Genomic DNA, 17,765 nt, shown 5'->3' with positions numbered 1-17,765 from the left:
TCACCTCACTCGGGTGTGGTGGTTATGGCCGTTGACCAGCAGATCCAGTTGCAACTGCTCAGAGTGGTTGTTGACCTGTATGTGGCAGTCCAGCCTGAAATGCAGTTCCAGCGAGGCGTGGCAATCGGGCATTGCTTTGAGCGCGTGCACGTGCACGCGCGGTTCGAAGCGCAGAATGGTGCGACGGATGTCTGCGCTCACTTGCTGCAGCAGATCGCCACTGCTTGCGTCGTGTCCGTTGAAGTCACGCAGGCCCAGCTCAGGGCTGCTTTGCGAGCAACCCTGACGAGCGTTGAGCAATATTTCGAGGTGGCGCTTGATGGCAGCGAATTTTTGACTAGCGTTTTCCTGCCGGGACGGCTCTCGGCAGACGGATTGATTCGCCGTCAAACGATCGAAAAATCCACTCATTGCGTGTCGAGCCGCCCAACCAGGGAAATTTCGAAGTTCGCCCCCATGTACTTGAAGTGCGGGCGTACGGCGAGCGAAACCTGATACCAGCCTGGATCGCCGGCAACGTCCGACACCTCGACTCTCGCGGCACGCAATGGCCGACGGCCGCGCACATCGGCAGAAGGATTTTCCTGGTCGGCAACGTATTGCTTGATCCATTTGTTGAGCTCGGACTCAAGGTCACGACGCTCTTTCCAGCTGCCGATCTGCTCGCGCTGCAGCACCTTGATGTAGTGGGCCAGGCGGTTGACGATGAACAGGTAGGGCAACTGGGTGCCGAGTTTGTAGTTAGTCTGCGCTTGCAGCCCTTCTGGGGTCTTGGGGAAGTTCTTCGGCTTTTGTGCCGAGTTGGCGGAGAAGAACACGGCGTTGTCGCTGTCCTTGCGCATGGTCAAGGCGATGAAGCCTTCTTCAGCCAACTCGAACTCCTTGCGGTCGGAAATCAGCACCTCAGTCGGGATCTTGGCCTGCAACTGGCCGAGGGACTCGTACAGGTGCACCGGTAGATCCTCGACGGTGCCACCGGACTGCGGGCCGATGATGTTCGGACACCAACGGTATCGGGCGAAGCTGTCGTTGATGCAACTGGCCAGCAGGAACGCTGAATTGCCCCACAGGTAGTTGTCGTGCTCCCCGTCGATATTCTCGTAGTAGTGGTAGCTCTGGACGGGGTTCTCTTGCGGGTGATAGGCCGAGCGGAGCATGAAACGCGGACCGGTCAGCGCTGCATGGCGGGCATCCTCACTTTCACGGAACGCTCGCCATTTGGCATGCCGCGGGCCGGCGAAAATGTCCTTGATCTCTTTCAGGTTGGGGAGATCTTCGAAGCTGCTCAGATTGAAGAACTCAGGGGATGGGGCTGCGAGAAAGGGAGCGTGAGACATTGCGCCGACGGAGGCCATGTAACTCAGCAGTTTGATGTCCGGGGAAGAGGGGCCGAAGTTGTAGTTGCCCACCATGGCCGCAACTGGCTCGCCGCCAAATTGACCGTAACCTGCTGTGTAAACGTGTTTGTACATTCCGCTGCAGGTGATATCGGCAGCATTCTCGAAATCGTCGAGTAGGTCGTCCTTACTGACATGCAGGACTTCAAGCTTGATGTTCTCGCGGAAGTCAGTGCGGTCCACCAGAAGTTTGAGGCTGCGCCACGACGACTCAAGCTGCTGGAACTCAGGCTGGTGCAGGATCGCATCCATCTGTTTGCTGAGTACCCGATCCACCTCGGCGATCATCTGATCGACGCGATGTTTATTGATTATTTGATTTGGATCATTACTTTTAAGTAGTTCAGCGATAAAGGCCGAGACGCCCTGCTTGGCGACCTGATAACCCTCTTGTACGGGAATCAATTTGGTTTCCGCCATGAGCTCGTCGAGTAAACTGGCAGAGCCCAATGTGTCCGCAGTTTTTTCAACGGCCACAGGAGTGATGTTTTGCTTAGGCATGGGACGCTCCGTTGTCTCAGTCTTGTTTTGGTGCTTCGAACACTATGTCCAGTTCTTCAGCGAGCTGCTTTCGTGCACGCTCATTGCTCAACAGATGCTGCAAGTGCTTGCGAAATGTCGGCACATTGCCCAGCGGGCCTTTGAGGGCAACCAGTGCTTCACGCAACTCCAGCAGTTTGTTCAGCTCCGGTATCTGACGGGCGATCCGGTCTGGCCCAAAGTCATTGATCGACCGGAACTGCAATTGCACAGCGAGCTCTGTCCCTGGCGCGGCATTGAGCATGGAAGGTACGGACATGCCTAAGCTTACGTCGGCGTCATGCAGTACATTGTTGAACGTGTGTTTATCAATACGCATGACCTGGCGGTCCTCCAGAGCACGGTTGTCATCCAAGCCGAAATCGCCCATGACCAACATCTTGTGGGGGAGCTCTATTTCGGCTTGCTCGTCTCCAGTTGCCGAAACATATTTGATATTTATACGTTCCTTGGGCGCGACGGAGCCAGTGCTCTTGACCATTGAAAGTCTCTCCTTGATATGTAGGAAGTTTCCGAAAATATGAATTTTAAAAATTACTTGTAGGAAAATTCTCTGATGACAGTGCGAAATTTGGCTTTAGAAGTTGGCGGCGATTCGAACATTCAAAACCTTGCACTGGGACGGGCTGCTTGGTCGAGCGTGAATTTGTAAATGAATATTTGATTGTTATTTTTCTTTCCTATGGCCTACGCTTTCGCCAGTTTCCAGGCCCGGCTGACATTGAGTGGTGCGCAGGCCTGGTCTCGGCCAAGTGCAGATCTAGAACAGGAAGTTATTGTCAGTGATTGTGCGGAGTACATATAGCGTAGCTATTTCGCTGCTACTCGGTTGTATGCCGGTGCTTGCATACGCTGATCGAGATTGCCCAAGAATTGTGTCCAACCTCGAGCGCCTGGCTTGTTTCGACAAGTCCGCCGGAACACCGGCTCGCATTGAGCCGGTGAGGTGGTCCGCGCCGGAGCAGGACTCATCCACCCTGCGCCGCGTATTGGATCACGAGGCGGGTCGGCCGCCAGAGGACCTGACGTTTCGCCTGAGCGCTGAAGGGGAGGGGTTGTTGTTTTCCGCGCCCGCTATCGCATCGGCAGCCCCAGCTCCGTACCTGGTCATTAGCTGTGTGCAGAACATCTCCAGATTGCAGTTGGTCCTCGGCCGCCCTGTCGATGTGGGTCGGGTGAAGGTGCGGTTGCAGGGCGAGCAGCGCTCGACACACGCGACGTCATGGCGGGTGCTGGAAAACGGCCAGGTACTCGATGCTGGTCGAGGTTTACCGGGTATCGAGCAGATTAGGCAACTGATCGGAGCTCATCGCATCCATGTTCAGAGCGACAACCCGGCGGTCGATGGCTTGATCTTCGATGCCCAAGGGCTTGATCCACTCATCGATAAGGCGCGCAAGACATGTCGCTGGTAGCAAAGGTCTCGGCTGAGGAAATCGCCCGGCTGCTTGCGCCGATTGACCCACAGGCACCTGCCGGCCTGTTCGATGTGGAGGACGAAACGTATCAGGCCATTGATCAGGAGATGGTCAAGCTGGGCGGGCTGCAGGAAGCCTCGATCGACTGGGTCTACATCGAAGAAGCATCCCGGCAATACTTAGGCCAGCAGTGCAAGCATTTGCGGATCGTCGCCCACCTGAGTGCTGCATGGCTGCGCGTCGATTGCTGGCAGCGCTGGGTATTTACCTTGGAGCTGTTGGCAGGTGTTGTTGAGCGCTATTGGGAAGCCGCTCATCCCAAACCGGGCCCCAAGGGCTACCTAGGCAAGCGCAAGCTGGTCGTCATCGTGGTCACGCGTTTGATCGAGGCTCTACCGCGGCTAGACCGTTTTACTTACAGCACCTCCCATGCCGCAATGGCTCTGGATGGGTTGACGCGCCTACAGCAGCAACAGAACACCGCACAATTGGATGCCGGGGGTCTGGGGGAGTTGGAGCGCGTGCTACGTAAACAGTTGGAGCTTGCCAGCGGTGTTGGCGAGTCCGGCGTGGCCACTAATCTTGCTCCTAGCACCGACTCTGCACCGCTTGCGCAGGTCATCGCCAAGCCAGCGCCGCGAGTGTCGCTGAGCAACGAGCGAGAAACGCGGCGGGCCCTATTGAGCATGGCTGAGCTCATCAATCAGCAGGACCCCTACGATCCTACCGGCTACCAGTTACGCCGCTTCGGCCTGTGGGCACATATTCAGGCTGCGCCGCAGACCAGGCAGGACAATCGTACGGAACTGATGGCGGTTCCGCAGGACATTGCCGGTGACTATGAGGAAGCCATAGGCGGCACGACGCTTGATGCCGCATTGCTGCAGCGGATCGAGAAAAGCGTGACGGCTTGCCCTTACTGGATTCGCGGCAGTTTCCTCGCGGCGACCGCCGCAACCCGGTTGGCGATGGGCGAAGTGGCCGAGGCTATTCGCGCTGCCACCGCGCGGTTCGTGCTGCGCATGCCGGCGTTGCAGCAATTGTGTTTCAGCGACGGCCGGGTATTCGTGGATGACCAATGCCTGGCCTGGCTCAAGGGCTCTCAAGGGCAATCTGATCAGGACGCAGGCGCTCAGGAGTTTTCAAGCTTGCGCGAGGAGCTGACCGGCCAACTGGAAGCCGGTGGCGTCGAACCGGTTCTGCTCAGGCTGCAAGGGATGCAGGCCGATTTGCGAACGCCCCGGGAGCGCTGCCATACCACAGTGATCGCTGCTGACTTGCTGGCTGCGCGGGGGGTGTCCTGGCTGGCGCAGGACCTGTGCGCGAGCGTTGCCCGGACGATGCAGCACACCACCGCCAGCGCATGGGAGCCAGAGGTCTTTCAACGGCTTCAGCAGTATGCCGCCCCCCAGTTGCTGGTTGAACGGAGCAAGGAGCAGGAGTCTTGATGACGCAATTATGGAAGCAACTCAAACGCTGGAACTTGCCGCTGGTAACGCGTATTGGTCTGGCGATGCCGTTGCTGCTCGTGCTGGCTGCTCTGCTGATGCTCGTTGCCATTTGGTGGCTTGGTCCGCAATGGAGGTGGCACGAGCAGCAGCCGTTGGCCAGCACGGCCCATCGGGGGTTGGCAAGCCTGGTGCTTGTGCTAATACCGCTGCTGTGCTGGCTGGTTGTGCTGCGCGGGCGTAATCAACGCCTGCAGTCCGAGCGCAATCAGGCCGTGGCAGCCGAGCTGGACCAAACGTTGCCGTTCGTTCAAGCGCAAGAGAAGGCATTGGACCAAGGGCTGTCGCGATTCCTGCACAATGCCGGTGGGCGACGTGCATTGTACCGACTGCCCTGGTACCTGGTAGTGGGCGACCAGTATGCAGGCAAGACCAGCTTGATCGACCGTACCGAACAGAATTTTTCTCTGACTCGTATCGACCAGACACAGGCGCGCGGCCGACAAGTGCAATCACTGGCCTACCCGATCGGTTGGTGGATCAGCAACGATGCGGTGATCATTGACCCGCCAGGCGCCTTTATCAGTCAGGAATCAGGGGACGCTTCGCCTGCCGAGGAAGCAGGCGCAGTGCCACCCGCCACTTCGGCCAGATTATGGCAGCACCTGCTGGACTGGCTGCTGCGCAACCGAAGCCAGAGAGCCCTCAACGGTGTGTTGCTGGTCGTCGATTTGCCTGCACTGCTGCACGGCACGCCTGAGCAACGTATTGCGCTGGCGCACGTGTTGCGCACGCGGGTGTACGAGGTGAGTAGCCAATTGGGCTCGCGCCTGCCGCTGTATGTGATATTGAGCAAGTTCGACTTATTGGATGGTTTCGATCAGCTTTACGCCGGGCTTCCCGCCGCGGCGCGGGAAAAGATGCTGGGTTTCACCTTCAAGCTGGACGCGATTGGCACGTTCGACGCCTGGCTGGACGAGTTTAGCGATCACTACGACCGAATGATCAGCCAAGTATTTGAGCAGGTGCTGGACCGACTCGATACATTAGGCGATGCAACACTGCGGGCGCGTCTTTTCTCATTGCACGCCCAATTGGTTGGGCTGCGCCCGATACTACTGGGATTCCTGCAAGAAGCATTGGCAAGTGACCGCTTCACCACGCCAGCACTGGTGCGTGGTGTGTACTGGTCTTCGGTGGTACAGCAAGGCGACATGCTCAATGCATTCGTTCGTGAGGCCGCACAGCCCTACAAGACAAAACTTCCGCTGCGCGAGGGCAAGGCTCAGGGCAAGGCACTGGTCTATTTCATCCAACATGCCTTCAGGCGTGTCATCTATCAGGAAGCCGGACTTGCCGGGGATAACATCAGAGTGGCGCTTAGGAAGCGGCAGTTACTCTGGGTTGGCACGGGTGTGGGGATACTGGCTCTTAGTGTGACCATCGCCAGTTGGCAACGTTATTTCGAAATCAATGGCGCGAAGGCCGCCAACGTGCTCGCCAAAAGTCGAGTGTACAGTCATCGTGAAGTGGACCAGCGTCTGGACCCGACTGGACACAACCTGCTACAGCCGCTGGATCAGATCCGCGATGCCGTGTCGGTATTTGGCGACTACCGTGACGCATGGCCGGGTGTGGCTGACTTAGGTTTGTATCAGGGGCGTGTCATCGGTCCGCGTGTCGATGAGGCTTACCTTAGCTTGCTCTCGAAACGTTTCCTGCCGGCCTTGGCCAGCGGGGTAATCGATGTCATGGATACGGCCTCCCCAGGCAGTGAGCAGCAGATGGCGGCCCTAAGGGTCTACCGGATGCTGGAGGATCGCCAGAACCGCCGACCCGAATGGGTAGAGGATTGGATGGCTCGCCAGTGGCAGCAAAAATTTCCTGGCCAGGGCCAATTGCAACGCGACCTCATGCGGCACCTGAAGTACGCGATGGCCTATGCCGATACCGAGCTGCCGCAATACAACCAGCGAATCGCTGAGGTGCAGCAAAGTCTACGCAAGATGCCGCTGCCAGAGCGGGTCTATTCGAGCCTGAAGCAGCAGGCAGGAAAACAATTGCCTACTGACTTGGACCTGCGTCTTCAGGTCGGGCCGGCCTTCGATGTGGTATACCAGTCGTCTGTCGGTGGCAGGCAGGGTGAAAGTGTGCTGGTAGCACCCATGCTTACGGCAAAGGGCTTCAGGCAATACTTCGAGCCGCATAGTCAGCGCTTTGCCGAAATGGCGATGGTCGACGAGTGGGCACTGGGTGAGCGCGGCAAGCTCGACTATTCGGATGCCGACCGAGAGGCGCTGGGTGAACGGCTGCGTAATTTGTACAGCGCCGATTTCATCGACAGTTGGCGGCGTGCCTTGAATGCTTTCTCGGTGGCCGACTTCCGCGATCTGGATCATGGCGTTGAGGTGCTGCAGCAGTTCACCGGTCCAGCTGCGCCCCTGCATCGGCTGTTGGACACGGTGAGGGCCAACACTTGGCTGACATCCGCCGTGGAGACTGATGCAGTTGCGAAGGCTGAGATGTTAGGCCCGACAACCCGCAAGTCCGAGCAACAGCAAGCGTGGGCGATTCAGCGTGCCTTTGCGGGGCTGTCCGCCATGCTGCGCGCAACGGATGAAAAGCCTAGCTATTACGATGAAACCCTAGGTGCTATCGCCGCTGTACACGACTACGCGAAGGCGGTGCAGGACAGTTCGGACAGAGGCAAAGCGGCACTCCAAGCGGTGCTCCAGCGCTTCTCGATGACAGGACCTGATCCGATCGGCACCCTGCAACGCGTAGCCACCGGCTTGCCAGAGCCAATCAACCATCAGGTTGGAAAATTGGCCGATCAAACGGCACAAGTGCTCAACGTCGAGGCGCTGCGCGAGCTCGAGCGCCGTTGGGATGCCGAGGTGTACAGCTTCTTCCAGCAGCGCCTGGCCGGGCGCTACCCCTTTGTGGTGCGGGCACCCGATGCTTCGCTGGATGACTTTGAAGCGTTCTTTGGGCCGAAGGGGCGGCTGCAGCAGTTCAACAATCAATACCTGCGGGTTTTCCTAAAGGACAATCTCGAAGCCATGCAGGCTGACAAGCAAGGTCGGTCGTTGATTCGCAGCGATGTGATCGAGCAGTTGGAGCAGGCAGATCGTATCCGCGAAACGTTCTTTGATCAGCGCGGCAACCTGAGCGTGCAGTTTAGTATTGAGCCGCTGGGGCTCAGCGCCAACCAGCGCACCAGTCTGCTTGACCTCGATGGTCAGTTGATTTCTTACACCCATGGTCCGCGCCAGATCATCGGTATCATCTGGCCTAATACCCTGGGGCAGCATGTGCGTAGCAACCTGACTTTGCTTAGGCAGAACGGCAACAGTAGCAGCCTGGAATACCGCGGGCCGTGGTCGATGTTCCGCTTGCTCAGTCGTGGCTCGCTCAATGGGCGCACGGCGACCAGCGTGGACTTGAGCTTCCGCACCGGTGACGGTGTGATGCGTTATCGGCTCAACGCCGAGAAAGCTTTCAACCCCATCACGCAAGAGCCTTTCAAAGGTTTCAAATTGCCGCGCGGATTGTTGCAGCGGTCGTCCGATCTGGAGCCAGCCACGGGGGCCCGGCTCCAAGAGGGGCCAATCTGAAGTAGGTTGAGGGCGGCGTGTCGGCGCCATTATCCTAGGCAGATTCAATGTGCGGTATGCCGCTGATGGTTACTTAGCATTCAAGGTCGCGTCACCTATATGAGTGATTGCTCATGGTACCCATGCAGGTGACCTGCACATTAGGCGTCTTTATTCATTTCAGCCTCTTCTAGACTACGACCGGCCTATCCACGCCTGTCATGCGAGCTCATCCAGGACTTCAGTACACTTGAACGCCAAGTAGCCATAGTCGAGCAGCCGAACGCCATGAACTGCACGAAACAGTCAGCCCTGGAAGCGGTCAGCGAGATGGTGTTCGCTTCGCTCGCAACCTCGTTCAAGCCTGTATGTGGTGCGCTCGAAGAGCGGCTGGCGAGGCGTCCTGACCAATCCCGATTTTTCCTCAGGCATTGGGTCCATTGTCATGTGGGCGCTGCTTGCCGCACGCCATCTACCACAGTCGAGATTCAGTGATGTCTGCACCACTCTTTGTCTCACTGGACGGTCCCAAAGGTGTCGGCAAGACCACCTTGCTCGAAGCCATCGCTCGTGCGCTACGGCTCGAGGGTCACAAGGTAGTACGACTCAGCGAGCGTAATCACGATCCATTCCGGGCGCAGACCATGGCGCTCGTCAATGCGTTCGCCAGAGCGCCTTGTGTTGAACTGGAGCTGCGTATCTGTGAGCAACTGGCGGACAGCCGTGCCTGGATCTCACGTCACGTGCTGCCCAACCAGTTGCCCGGCAGCATCATCCTGATGGACCGCTGGTACGCCTCAGATGCGGCATTTCGGCGCACTGTTTCTTTCGCGGACATTCAGCGGCTGAATCTTGAACGCGGTGTCCAAGTGCCGGATCTGCAAGTGGCCGTAATCACTCGCTCGGGGCTGTCGTGGGCCAGGGCGCAGGCACGCCGCGGCGGTCTGCGCAGCACAGTGCTGCAGAGCGCTCAGGACCATGCAGCTTGCACCGATGCTTTCGAGCAGGCAATGGCCGGCCAGGGCTGGCTGGTGTGTCGCAACGAGGGAGCACTGGAGGTCGCCATCGCGCAGGTAGTGGCCGGAGTACGGGAGCGTTTGAAGGCAAGGGCTGACGGCTGATTGAGGTGTTCTTGCGGCGCCTGCTGACCCGTGCCGTCAGCGGCCGCACGTGTCGCTGACTTCAGAACCTTGGTGATGGATCAGTGAGGCTCGATGCAACTGCTGCGCCGCCCACATGACGAAACCGGCTTTGCGGTAGAGCTCTTGAGGGGAGATGACACAACGGGGGCGTAGGACCGTCAGGCTGCTGTGGGTGCCGTCAAGATGTGACGGCTGGACCCAGCCATGACGCAAACCACTGGCTTGCAGGGCAGCCCACAGCTCAGGTGCTGTCAAGAATGCGTCGACCGTCCACAGTAGCGGCAGTTCATGGGTTTCGACGTATCCCGGAATCGGATTACTGCTGGCGAACGCGTCCAGGCATGCCAGTTCTTCCGGCCCCAGGTTTGAGTGCAACTGCGAAGTTGGGCTGGTGAAGAGATAGAATTCGAAACCCAGAAGATGAACGAGCTTGGGCATGCCCTCCAGCAATGGCCGAAGATTGCCCGCGCTTGCCCAGCGCGCCGCAGCTGTCTCTAACATCATGCCTCCCTGCTGGATAATTCCGTTAGTTTCACACCCTGCACAGCGTGGATACCTCAAACGTTGCTAGCCTGCCGTATTTACGGTGTGAATGTATAGTCATTGATGATTGGCGGTCATCAAAAGCGTGACCCTGTATACCGGTGGGCTGGCTAAACCGTTGTAGCCCTACGTCGTTCGCCGATCGATAGTTCCGAATCATCTTGTAGAGGAGGCAGCATGAAGCAACTGTTGCTGATTGGCATAGGCCCCGGCGATCCTCGTCAGATCACGTTCGAGGCGGTCGATGCGATGCGGCGTGCGACTGTCTTTTTCATGATTGAGAAGGGCGGCGACAAGGAAGAGTTGGCGCATCTGCGCAAGGACATTCTGGCGCGTTACCTTCCACATGACGGCTATCGAATCGTGCGTGTGACGGATCCGTGTCGAGACGGCGGTGCGCAAGATTACATCAGCGGAGTGCAGGATTGGCACCGGGCACGGGCGAATTTGTATCGCCAAGCGATGGAGCATGAACTCCACGAAGGCGATATTGGGGCGTTCCTGCTGTGGGGGGAACCTACGCTCTATGACAGTACCCTACGCGTCCTGGATCTGGTGCGCGAGCAGGGGATGGCGTTGAAGCTGGAGGTGATTCCCGGTATCAGCAGTGTGCAGGCGCTCGCCGCACGTCATTGCTTGACGCTCAATCGCATCGGAGAGCCGTTGACGGTACTGCCGGCCCGCCGTTTGGCCGAGCTGGAGACACTCGATAATGTGGTAGTCATGCTTGATGGCCACGCCACCTTCGCCGAACTGGATGACCCAAATCTGACGATCTATTGGGGGGCATATCTGGGAACGGCGGACGAGATTCTGATGTCTGGGCCGCTCATGGAAGTGAAAGCGCAGATCGTTGCGCTACGGTTGGAGGCGCGAAGGCGCAAAGGCTGGATCATGGATACCTACCTGTTGCGCCGTGAGGGGTGAAGCTGGGTACCGGTCGAGGGGGGGGTCAGGGCGTACCGAGAATGCTGACCACTTTGTCGCGTAATTGGTCGATACTGAATGGCTTGCCGATCAAGTGCATGCCTTCCGGAACGTCCACGGTTTCCGCATAACCGCTGGCGAACAGAACCGGCAGCGAGGGCCGGATCTCGCGTGCTAGGCAGGCCAATTCATCGCCACGCATATCGGGTAACCCGACGTCCGTCATCATTAACGCCAGCGGCTGGGTTTTGTCCTTGAGGATCGCCAAGGCTTTGGTGGCATTTTCCGCCTCGACCGCCTTGTAGCCCAGTTCGTCGAGCACATCGACCATCAGCATACGAACGATGTCGTCGTCTTCGACTACCAGAAGGTGCATGTATTGAATCCTGTTGCAGGGAGAGGTAGTAACTCTGTGTCTGTTACCAGCGCAGAAGTTCCCTCAGAATAGCGGGCCTTGCAATTGGATGGAACGATTCTATGGGGTTGCCTTCAAATACTGGCTAAATGCCCCGATCCAGTAGCGCTCACAGTGCTTAACGACCGTGGCAGCACTGGATGCAAAGGTCAGCGACGGCCGCCGTGCTAGCAGTGTCGTCCACCTACTCTTCAATGGATTCTTCGTTCGGGCGTTATCAGATGATTCAAGCAGCCTCCATGGATCAACGCAGCTTCCGCAGACTGCTGAGCCGCAATATCGGCCTGCCGTTAGGTGTCGGGCTGCTGGGCGCCGTGGCCTTCGTCGCGGTAATCAACTACCTGCTATCGGCCATGCAGTGGGTGGAGCACACCGACCGGGTGATCGGTAATGCCAATGAAACGGTCAAGCTTTCGATCGACATGGAAACCGGCATGCGCGGCTTCCTGATTACGGGTGATGAGCGTTTTCTCGATCCCTACGAGGTGGCCAAGCCGCAGATTTTCGGCAGCCTGGAGAATCTGCGCGAAATGGTCGGTGACAATCTCCCGCAGGTTGATCGCATCAATCGCCTGACAGGCCTGCAACGCGCCTGGAACGATTTCGGCAGCGAACTGATCACCCTGCGTCGCCAGAGCGGTGACTTCCAGGGTGCGATCGGTGGCGGTCGCGGCAAGCGCATCACTGACCAGATCCGCAAAGAATTCGAGGACTTCATCGCAACCGAGCAGCAACTGCGCCAGACCCGTACCGAGCAGGTCAGCACCGTCACAGTCACGGCCATTACCGCGTTCGTGCTGTTCATCGTCGGCCTCAGCGGGTTGCTAGCCTATCTCGGGCGCCGCGATCTGCTGGCGCTGTCCGACAGCTATGTCGGCAACCTCAAGGCTCAACAGCGTGCCGCCGAGCGTTTGGAGCACCAGGCGTGGCTACGTAACGGGCAACAGCAATTGTCGCAGCAAGTGCTGGGTCAGCTGACGCTGACGGCTCTGGGCGACAACGTCCTGCGCTTCTTCGCCAGCTACCTGGGGAGCGTGGTGGGCGCACTCTACGTGCGCGATGCCCATGGCCAGTTGGTGCGCGTCGCTACCTATGGCCTGGATGCCGAGCAACAGAAACGTAGCCAGACCCTGGGAGAGCACGAAGGCCTTCTGGCGCAGAGCGTGCGTGAGCGGCGACTGATCCGGCTGGACGATCTGCCCGCGGACTACTATCGCCTGAGTTCCGGCCTGGGCAGCGGCTTGCCGCGCAGTGCTTTGTTGATTCCTTCGAGCGATGAAGGTGAGGTCAATGGCGTGCTTGAGTTGGGCTTCCTGCGCCCGTTGCTGGACCGCGATGGCGAACTGCTCGAGCGCATTGCCGATAACTTGGGCATGTCCATCGAGAGCGCGCGCTATCGTCAGCGACTGCAAGAGGTGCTTGCCGAGACGCAGCAGTTGAATGAAGAGTTGCAGGTCCAGCAAGAGGAGCTCAAGACCGCCAACGAAGAGCTCGAGGAGCAGTCTCGTGTGCTCAAGGAATCCCAGGCCTATCTGGAGACCCAGCAGGCCGAACTGGAACAGACTAACGAGCAACTGGCCGAGCGGACGGTGGCCCTGGACCGCAAGAACAGCGAACTCAACAGTGCCCAGCAGGAGCTGCAGGCCCGCGCCGAGGACCTGCAGCGTTCGAGCCGCTACAAGTCCGAGTTCCTCGCCAACATGTCTCATGAGCTGCGTACGCCGCTCAATAGCTCGCTGATCCTGGCCAAGTTGCTGGCCGAGAACGGCGAAGGCAATCTTACCCAGGAGCAGATCAAGTTCGCCGAGTCCATCTACTCGGCCGGCAACGATCTGCTCAACCTCATCAACGACATCCTCGATATCGCCAAGGTCGAGGCCGGCAAGCTTGAGGTGCGACCGGAGACCACCCAGGTGGTGCGCCTGGTCGAAGGCTTGCGCGGCATGTTCCAGCCGCTGGCCGACGACAAGCAACTGGGCTTCGAGGTGTCGCTCGAGTCGCAGGTGCCGAGCACGCTGTTCACCGACCGCCAGCGCCTGGAGCAGATTCTCAAGAACCTGTTGTCCAATGCCATCAAGTTCACCGATCGAGGTCAGGTCAGCCTGAGCATCAGCCATCGGCCTGACACGGGTATCGTTTTCACCGTCCGTGACAGTGGAATCGGCATTCCCGCCGATCAGCAGGAGGCCATCTTCGGTGCCTTCCACCAAGTCGATGGCACCAGTAATCGCCGCTTTGGCGGTACCGGCCTGGGGCTATCGATCTCGCGAGACCTGGCACACCTGTTGGGTGGGCAGATCACGGTGCAGAGCAGTGACGGTCAGGGCAGCATCTTCAGTCTGACCATTCCTGAGCGCTATGAGTCGGCGGATGCGCAGGGAGAGGTTCAGAGCCCTCGACCGACACTCGATCGCCTGCCACCCATAGTGCGGGCCGCGCCGATGCCTCAGCCGACAGTGCTGACTCCGAGTTTCGCCGATGACCGTGCACAGGCGCCGTTCACGGGTCGCTGCATCCTGGTGATCGAGGACGAGCCCAATTTTGCCCGTATTCTCTACGATCTGGCTCACGAGCTGGGCTACAACTGTCTGGTCGCCCATGCTGCCGACGACGGTTTCGCCCTGGCCGCCCAGTACTTGCCCGATGCCGTGTTGTTGGACATGCGTCTGCCCGACCACTCCGGACTGACCGTGCTGCAGCGTCTTAAAGAGCAGGCCAGTACCCGTCACATCCCTGTGCACATCATCTCGGTGGAAGATCGCGTCGAAGCAGCCATGCACATGGGTGCGGTGGGTTATGCGGTCAAGCCGACCAGCCGTGAAGAACTCAAGGAGGTCTTCGGGCGCCTCGAAGACAAACTCACGCAGAAGCTCAAGCGCATTCTGCTGGTGGAGGATGACGATCTTCAGCGTGAAAGCATTGCGCGCCTGATCGGCGATGACGACATCGAGATCACTGCGGTGGCCATGGCTCAGGACGCGCTGGAGCTGCTGCGCGAAAACATCTACGACTGCATGATCATCGACCTCAAGCTGCCCGACATGCTGGGCAACGAGTTGCTAAAGCGCATGACCGCCGATGACATCCGCAGCTTCCCTCCAGTGATCGTTTATACGGGCCGTAACCTGACCCGCGAGGAAGAGACCGACCTACTCAAGTATTCGCGCTCGATCATCATCAAAGGCGCCCGCTCGCCGGAGCGTCTGCTCGATGAGGTGACGCTGTTCCTGCACAAGGTCGAGTCGCAGTTGTCCCACGAACGCCAGCGCATGCTCAAGACGGCCCGCAGCCGTGACAAGGTGTTCGAGGGGCGCAAAATCTTGCTGGTGGACGACGATGTACGCAACATCTTCGCCCTCACCAGTGCACTGGAGCACAAGGGCGCCATCGTCGAGATAGGCCGCAATGGTCGTGAAGCCCTTGAGCGGCTTGACCAGCATAGCGACATCGACCTGGTGTTGATGGATGTGATGATGCCGGAAATGGATGGCTACGAAGCCACCCGGTTGATCCGCCAGCAACCTCGTTGGCGCAAGTTGCCGATCATCGCGGTGACTGCCAAGGCCATGAAAGACGACCAGCACCGCTGCTTGCAGGCCGGCGCCAACGACTACCTGGCCAAGCCAATCGACTTGGACCGTTTGTTCTCCCTGATCCGCGTCTGGCTGCCGCAACTGGAGCGAATTTGATTAGCGAGCGCAACACCGATATCGAAATTCGTCTGCTGATCGAGGCCATCTACCTCAAGTACAGCTACGACTTCAGGAATTACTCCGGTGCCTCGATCAAGCGCCGAATTCTTCATGCCTTGCGTCAGTTCGACTGCCGTACCGTTACGGCATTGCAGGAACGCGTGTTGCACGATCCTGGCATGTTCATGCAGTTGCTGCAGTTCCTGACGATTCCGGTCAGCGAAATGTTTCGTGATCCTGGCCATTTCCTGGCGTTGCGCCAGGAGGTGGTGCCATTATTGCGAACCTGGCCGTCGCTGAAAATCTGGATCGCCGGATGCAGCACGGGTGAAGAGGTCTACTCCATGGCGATCCTGCTGCGCGAGGAAGGGTTGCTGGAACGCACCATCATCTATGCCACCGACATCAATCCCAGCTCGCTGGACAAAGCCAAGCAGGGTATCTATTCGATGCAGAGCCTGCGCGAATACGAAGAAAACTACCGCAAGGCCGGGGGGCGTCGCGACTTTTCCGACTACTACACGTCGGCCTACGGCAATGCCATCATGGACAGCAGCTTGCGAGACAACGTCACCTTTGCCGACCATAGCCTGGCTACCGACAGCGTGTTTTCCGAAACCCAACTGGTGTCCTGCCGGAATGTGCTGATCTACTTCAACAAAGATCTGCAGGACCGTGCGCTGGGTCTGTTCCACGAGTCGCTGTGCCACCGGGGCTTCTTGTTCCTTGGCAGCAAAGAGTCAGTTGACTTTTCCGCGTACGGTGATCGCTTCGAGCCTTTGGTGCGGCCCGAGCGGATCTACCGGAAAACATGATGGGCGTTCGCGCGGTGGTAATCGGTGCCTCGGCGGGTGGCGTTGCGGCGCTATTCGAGGTGCTTGGCGCTCTGCCGATAGATTTTCAGCCGCCGGTGCTCTGCGTGTTGCATCTGCCGGCGGATCGTCACAGCCAGTTGGCCGAGGTGTTGCAGCGGCGCTTGCGTCGGTCCGTACGTGAGGCCTGTGACAAGGAGCCCATCGAGGTGGGAGGCATCTACGTGGCAGGGCCGGCCTATCACCTCTCGGTGGAACGTGACCTGAGCTTGTCGCTAAGCCAAGAGGCGCCGGTGCATTTCTCTCGGCCTGCAATCGATGTGTTATTTCATTCGGCCGCCGATGCCTACGGCGAAGCTCTGCTTGGCGTGTTGCTCACCGGTGCCAACGAAGACGGCGCCGAGGGATTGGCCTATATCAAGAAATGCGGAGGTCGGACGCTGGTTCAGGATCCCCGCGAAGCACAGGTCGCGTTAATGCCCGAGGCTGCTCTGGCCCTGCATCGGCCCGATCATATTCTTTCTCTGAGCGGTATCGGGCAGTTGCTCGCCACCCTGGAAACCAGCACATGCTAAGCCACATCATCGCCAAACTGCTGATCGTCGACGATCTGCCGGAAAACCTGCTGGCCCTCGATGCTCTTCTGCAAGGTGAGGATCGCGAGGTGCACCGCGCTCAGTCGGCCGAGCAGGCTCTTTCGCTGCTGCTCGAGCACGACTTCGCCCTGGCTATTCTCGATGTGCAGATGCCGGGTATGGACGGTTTCGAGTTGGCCGAGCTGATGCGCGGTATGGAGAAGACCAAGAACATCCCGATTGTGTTCGTCAGCGCCGCCGGTCGCGAACTGAATTACGCCTTCAAAGGCTATGAAAGCGGTGCGGTCGATTTCCTGCACAAACCATTGGATACCCAGGCGGTTAAAAGCAAGGTGTCGGTCTTCGTCGATCTGTACAGGCAGCGCCAAGTGCTCGGCCGCCAGTTGCAAGCGCTGGAGCGCAGCCGTCAGGAGCAGGAGCAGTTGCTGGCGCAGTTGCAGGTGGCTCGCGGTGAGCTCGAGCGGGCAGTGCAAATGCGCGACGACTTCATGTCGATCGTTTCCCATGAAGTTCGCACGCCGCTCAATGGCCTGATTCTGGAAACGCAATTGCGCAAGATGCACTTGGCCCGAGGCAACTTGGCGGCATTCAGCGAGACGCACTTGCAGGCCATGGTCGAGCGTGATGAGCGGCAGATCAACAGCCTGATCCGCCTGATCGAAGACATGCTGGATGTTTCGCGAATCCGTACCGGCAAATTGTCGATCAGGCCACGCGCTGTGGACCTGGCCAAGCTGGTCGAGGGGCTGGTCGAGCGCTTCGCTGCTCAGGCCGCAGCGTTGGACACCTCCATCGAATTGACCCGTTGCGAGCCCTTGCAGGGTGAGTGGGACGAATTTCGGATTGAGCAAGTGCTGGCCAATCTGTTGTCCAACGCTTTGCGTTATGGCGAACGGCGTCCAGTGCAGGTGAGGGTTTTCGAGCAATGCGGGATGGCTTGCGTGCAGGTTCAGGATCATGGCATCGGCATCAGCGCTGCCAACCAGCAGCGCATCTTTCACCAGTTCGAACGGGTATCCGCTCAGCAGGCCAGTGGTGGATTGGGTCTTGGGCTGTTCATTTCAGAACAGATTGTTCACGCCCATGGCGGGCGGATCCGGGTCGACAGCGAGGAAGGCAGGGGCTCCACATTCAGTATCCTGCTGCCACTGGCGACTGTCGGCCAACAAAGTGACCAGACCCAGGCAACCTCTGCGTGACCCTGGGGTCAGATAGCCAACTTTTTGAAATTCAAGGCAT

The 17,765-nt window shown here is 58.7% G+C and carries 14 protein-coding genes; 9 read left to right on the top strand and 5 right to left on the bottom strand.

The genetic code is table 11. The annotated features are described in order from the left end of the window. Genes tssE through tssB form a run of 3 tightly spaced genes read right to left on the bottom strand, consistent with a single transcriptional unit; the run spans position 1 to position 2,418 of the window. Complete coding sequence (tssE, locus tag ACK2SD_RS16070; RefSeq protein ID WP_029612733.1) at positions 1 to 411, bottom strand: type VI secretion system baseplate subunit TssE; 411 nt, start codon at positions 409 to 411, stop codon at positions 1 to 3. Further along, entirely contained in the window at positions 408 to 1,898 is a 1,491-nt protein-coding gene (gene tssC, locus ACK2SD_RS16065; protein WP_412460295.1) for a type VI secretion system contractile sheath large subunit, read from the bottom strand. Before tssC ends, tssE begins: the two co-directional genes overlap by 4 nt. Before the next feature lie 16 nt (positions 1,899 to 1,914). After that, the gene (gene tssB, locus ACK2SD_RS16060) at positions 1,915 to 2,418 is read right to left on the bottom strand and encodes a type VI secretion system contractile sheath small subunit (RefSeq protein ID WP_029612731.1); all 504 of its coding nucleotides are present in this window, start codon (positions 2,416 to 2,418) and stop codon (positions 1,915 to 1,917) included. A gap of 394 nt (positions 2,419 to 2,812) precedes the next feature. Between tssB and vasI the strand changes: the two genes are divergently transcribed. The 4 genes from vasI to ACK2SD_RS16040 all read left to right on the top strand — a co-directional run bounded on the left by vasI (position 2,813) and on the right by ACK2SD_RS16040 (position 9,520). Beyond that, on the top strand, positions 2,813 to 3,352 hold the full coding sequence (gene vasI, locus ACK2SD_RS16055; protein ID WP_412460294.1) for a type VI secretion system-associated protein VasI: 540 nt from the start codon (positions 2,813 to 2,815) through the stop codon (positions 3,350 to 3,352). After that, positions 3,340 to 4,803: a type VI secretion system protein TssA gene (tssA, locus tag ACK2SD_RS16050; RefSeq protein WP_412460293.1), complete on the top strand. Its 1,464-nt coding sequence runs from the start codon at positions 3,340 to 3,342 to the stop codon at positions 4,801 to 4,803. The genes vasI and tssA overlap by 13 nt, the downstream gene beginning before the upstream one ends. Continuing rightward, the gene (gene tssM / locus ACK2SD_RS16045; protein WP_412460292.1) at positions 4,803 to 8,420 is read left to right on the top strand and encodes a type VI secretion system membrane subunit TssM; all 3,618 of its coding nucleotides are present in this window, start codon (positions 4,803 to 4,805) and stop codon (positions 8,418 to 8,420) included. The genes tssA and tssM overlap by 1 nt, the downstream gene beginning before the upstream one ends. 473 nt (positions 8,421 to 8,893) lie before the next feature. Beyond that, positions 8,894 to 9,520: a dTMP kinase gene (locus tag ACK2SD_RS16040; protein ID WP_412460291.1), complete on the top strand. Its 627-nt coding sequence runs from the start codon at positions 8,894 to 8,896 to the stop codon at positions 9,518 to 9,520. 36 nt (positions 9,521 to 9,556) lie between these two features. Here ACK2SD_RS16040 and ACK2SD_RS16035 read toward each other — a convergent pair whose 3' ends face one another. After that, positions 9,557 to 9,979 (bottom strand): autoinducer binding domain-containing protein, encoded by a 423-nt coding sequence (locus tag ACK2SD_RS16035; RefSeq protein WP_412460290.1) that lies wholly within the window; start codon positions 9,977 to 9,979, stop codon positions 9,557 to 9,559. A gap of 282 nt (positions 9,980 to 10,261) precedes the next feature. Between ACK2SD_RS16035 and cobF the strand changes: the two genes are divergently transcribed. Beyond that, positions 10,262 to 11,011: a precorrin-6A synthase (deacetylating) gene (gene cobF / locus ACK2SD_RS16030; protein ID WP_412460289.1), complete on the top strand. Its 750-nt coding sequence runs from the start codon at positions 10,262 to 10,264 to the stop codon at positions 11,009 to 11,011. 25 nt (positions 11,012 to 11,036) lie between these two features. Here cobF and ACK2SD_RS16025 read toward each other — a convergent pair whose 3' ends face one another. Then, positions 11,037 to 11,387, bottom strand: a complete 351-nt coding sequence (locus tag ACK2SD_RS16025; RefSeq protein ID WP_029612727.1) for a response regulator — start codon at positions 11,385 to 11,387, stop codon at positions 11,037 to 11,039. A gap of 260 nt (positions 11,388 to 11,647) precedes the next feature. Here ACK2SD_RS16025 and ACK2SD_RS16020 point away from each other — a divergent pair, with 260 nt between their 5' ends. The 4 genes from ACK2SD_RS16020 to ACK2SD_RS16005 are packed head-to-tail and all read left to right on the top strand — an operon-like array spanning position 11,648 to position 17,725. Next, positions 11,648 to 15,115 (top strand): response regulator, encoded by a 3,468-nt coding sequence (locus ACK2SD_RS16020; protein WP_412460288.1) that lies wholly within the window; start codon positions 11,648 to 11,650, stop codon positions 15,113 to 15,115. Then, positions 15,112 to 15,933, top strand: a complete 822-nt coding sequence (locus tag ACK2SD_RS16015) for a CheR family methyltransferase (protein ID WP_039576760.1) — start codon at positions 15,112 to 15,114, stop codon at positions 15,931 to 15,933. Before ACK2SD_RS16020 ends, ACK2SD_RS16015 begins: the two co-directional genes overlap by 4 nt. Next, positions 15,930 to 16,505: a chemotaxis protein CheB gene (locus tag ACK2SD_RS16010; RefSeq protein ID WP_029612724.1), complete on the top strand. Its 576-nt coding sequence runs from the start codon at positions 15,930 to 15,932 to the stop codon at positions 16,503 to 16,505. Before ACK2SD_RS16015 ends, ACK2SD_RS16010 begins: the two co-directional genes overlap by 4 nt. Beyond that, positions 16,499 to 17,725, top strand: a complete 1,227-nt coding sequence (locus ACK2SD_RS16005) for a hybrid sensor histidine kinase/response regulator (protein WP_039576764.1) — start codon at positions 16,499 to 16,501, stop codon at positions 17,723 to 17,725. Before ACK2SD_RS16010 ends, ACK2SD_RS16005 begins: the two co-directional genes overlap by 7 nt. Positions 17,726 to 17,765 lie beyond the last annotated feature (40 nt).

The sequence above is a fragment of the Pseudomonas sp. SC11 genome (assembly GCF_047039205.1).
Taxonomy (GTDB): domain Bacteria; phylum Pseudomonadota; class Gammaproteobacteria; order Pseudomonadales; family Pseudomonadaceae; genus Aquipseudomonas; species Aquipseudomonas boreofloridensis.
This window is presented reverse-complemented; position numbering and strand designations above follow the sequence as displayed.